Below are 2,642 nucleotides of genomic sequence, written 5' to 3'. Positions count from 1 at the left end.
GGGGGCGGTGACGTTGGCGGGGAGGTAGAGCATGGCCTGGGTCCGGTGGCCTTGCGCCGCGTTGGTCTTCAGGCCGGTGCTTTTGGCGGAGCGGGCGATCTGGGCGGCGGCGAAGTCGGCGAGTTCACGGGGCCAGCCTTCGCCCCGCAGCCGGTCGGCGAGGACGACCGGGAGCATGCGGGTGCGGGCTGCGGGCTCGCCGAGTTCGTCCTCCATCTCCAGGCGCAGGGGCCGTTTCCATGCCTGGCTGGAGACCATGCCGCGGATGGCTCCGCCCAGGTGGATGGTTTTGGGCTCCTGGGCCTCATCGCGGTTGAGGTTGGCGGCGGTGACGGGCTGCAGGGCGTGGAGGTCGAGGAATCGGGAGCGGGTCACGTCAGTCCTGGGGTGTGGTGTGCGGGGTGGAGGTAGAAGGCGTCGAGCCAGCGGGTGCCGACGGGGTTGCGGTCGTAGGGGCGCTGGGCGAGGTCGTCCAGCAGCACGGTCCAGTCGGGGGTGAGGCCGTTGTCGAGCAGGCGCTTGACGAGTGAGGGCAGGCGTCGGTGCAGCTGGTCGTCGCCGAGGTGGACCAGGACCCGCAGCATCTCTTCAGTGCGGGCCGGGTTGTAGTCGGCGGCCTGTACCGCGGTGGCCAGGGTCGTGCCGAGGTTGGGCCGCTGGTGCCAGGCGGCGCCCTGGTAGGGGTTCTCTTCTGCGGGGCCGGTGCTCGGGCGGGCAGGCGGGGTCCGGTCGTCTAGCCTGTCAGGTGCATGACTTTCGGGGTGCGGGGGTGCTGGCTCGGGGTGGTGCGGTGCTGTGTCAGCGCAGTGATGTGCGTGCTGGTGGTGCTCTTCTTGGTTCTGCTCTTCGGCTTGGTGGTGTTCTCCGGCTGGGCGGGGGTCGGGCGGGTCTGCGAGGGCGATCAGTGCGGCGACCGTGTAGTGGGCGCGCCGGGCGCCGTGGCCTGCGGTCCGCCGGGTGAGGTAGCGGTGCAGGTCCAGGCAGTCCTTCACCGGCCTGCCGCGCCCATCGCGCAGGGTGCGGCGGACGCCGGGGTCGGTGCACAGCTGGTGCACCTGGGCGGTGAAGGTCTGGTAGTGGTGGCGGCGTTCGGTGGTGGTGGGCATCAGGTGTTCTCCCGGTCCAGAGTGCGGGGTGAGGGGCGGCGGTGCAGGGCCGCAACTGCCTCGGCGACGGCGCGGGCGGCGGCCCGGTGCTGGATGCGGGCGCTCGCGGTGACCTGCCGCAGTGCGGCCGCGGCCACGCCGGCGAACGCGGCGTAGGCGGGGGTGTCGGGCTGGTCGAGCAGCCGCCAGAACACGGGCTCGGCGTTTTCCCAGTACGCGGCGCGGGCGGGGGCTGTCCAGGCGCCGCTGGTGCGCGGTTTCGGCCCGGCGGGTGCGGGTGCTTCGTGTTGCGGGCTGGTGGTCTCTTTCCAGGCCCGGTCGGCGAGGAAGGCCAGGCGGAAACCGGTCTGCTCGGCGGCCAGGCAGCACTGGCCGATGCGTTCGGCGCGCTGCGGGTCGTTCTCCTGGGACCAGTTCAGGACCGGCGGGGTGATCGCGGTGTACCACAGGCGGTTGTTGACCTTGGTGTCCTGGTCGAAGCCGTGGACGCGGACCCGCAGGGAGCGGCGGACGGGGGCGGGGAGGTCGTTGAGGGTGTCGAAGACCTCAGGGCGGCGGGCGGTGCGGTGTTCGTCCGGGGCCAGCAGCAGCGCGTCCAGCTCGCGCCACCAGGCCCGGTCCGCGTCCGCCCGGCGCACACTCCGGCGTCGTTCGATGGGTTTCTTCGGGTCCGTGTGGATGACGAGGTAGGGGTCGGTGGCTTCCAGCCTGCGGTGCTGGGTGGCCCAAGTCAGGTAGGCATCGGTCACGGTGGAGCCGTCGCTGCCGGGCACCAGCAGGGCGGCGTGACGTGAGCGGCCGGTGAGCAGCCTGCCGGGCCAGGTGATCACAGGCAGCGGCCACTGCGGGTCAGGCGGTTCCTCCTCTTCCCACGGGCACCGGTCGGGGAGGGTTTGCTCGTCGCCGAGGAACTTGGGGACCCCGGCCAGCAGTGTCTCGTACAGGGTGCGGCCCAGAGGGTGGAAGGAGACGGTCGAGCGCAGGGGGCCGCTGGTGCCGCGGGGGTGGCTGGTCCCGGCGACGGTACGGGCCGAGCAGCCGCCGGAGCGCCCGTAGTAGTGGTGGACGAGCAGGTGCTGCAGGGCTTCGGCGGTGGGCAGTGGTGCCGCGTGACGGTCGGTGTGGGTGTGGGGGCTGAACCAGGCCAGGTTGTTGCCGGCCGGGCGGCCGAGGACAAGGGTGTTGATGCCGGCGGTTTTGTCGCACTGCTCGGCAAGGAGCGCATCCTGCAGCCAGGGCCGCACCGGGTCGAAGACCTCGAAGCAGTAGGAATCGAAGTAGGTATGCACGGCCTCGGGGTCGAAGCCGCCGGTGCGGGTGAGGAGTTCACGGCGCAGGGCGTTCCACTGGCCGGCGCTCAGGTCCGCATCGTCCAGGCCGGTGATACGGGCGGTGATGGCGGTCGCGATGCGCAGGAGTGCGGAGGCGGCGGGCGGGACGGCCAGGGCCAGGTCGTCGAAGGTGTGTGCACCCAGGAACAGGGCGCGCAGGCCCACTTGGCGGTAGCAGGTGGCGGTGCGCACGTCGATCCAGGGG

At 72.0% G+C, this 2,642-nt stretch carries 3 protein-coding genes; all 3 read right to left on the bottom strand.

From position 1 onward, the window contains the following. On the bottom strand, window positions 1-375 hold a 375-nt coding region (locus K6I34_RS35300; RefSeq protein ID WP_229332115.1), incomplete at its 3' end, for a type I-E CRISPR-associated protein Cas7/Cse4/CasC. Beyond that, window positions 372-1,106, bottom strand: a complete 735-nt coding sequence (locus K6I34_RS35295; RefSeq protein WP_229332114.1) for a type I-E CRISPR-associated protein Cse2/CasB — start codon at window positions 1,104-1,106, stop codon at window positions 372-374. The genes K6I34_RS35295 and K6I34_RS35300, both read right to left, overlap by 4 nt. Beyond that, window positions 1,106-2,642 (bottom strand): type I-E CRISPR-associated protein Cse1/CasA (gene casA, locus K6I34_RS35290; protein WP_229332113.1); only part of this gene is annotated, 1,537 nt, incomplete at its 5' end. The genes K6I34_RS35295 and casA, both read right to left, overlap by 1 nt.

The organism is Streptomyces sp. UNOC14_S4 (assembly GCF_020740835.1).
Lineage (GTDB): Bacteria > Actinomycetota > Actinomycetes > Streptomycetales > Streptomycetaceae > Streptomyces.
The sequence above is the reverse complement of the archived record's forward strand: the minus strand, read 5'-3'. Positions and strand labels throughout refer to the sequence as shown.

Coding starts and splice junctions, on each gene's coding strand:
- K6I34_RS35295 (WP_229332114.1), bottom strand. CDS start 1,106: ATGCCCACCACCACCGAACGCCGCCACCACTACCAGACCTTCACCGCC.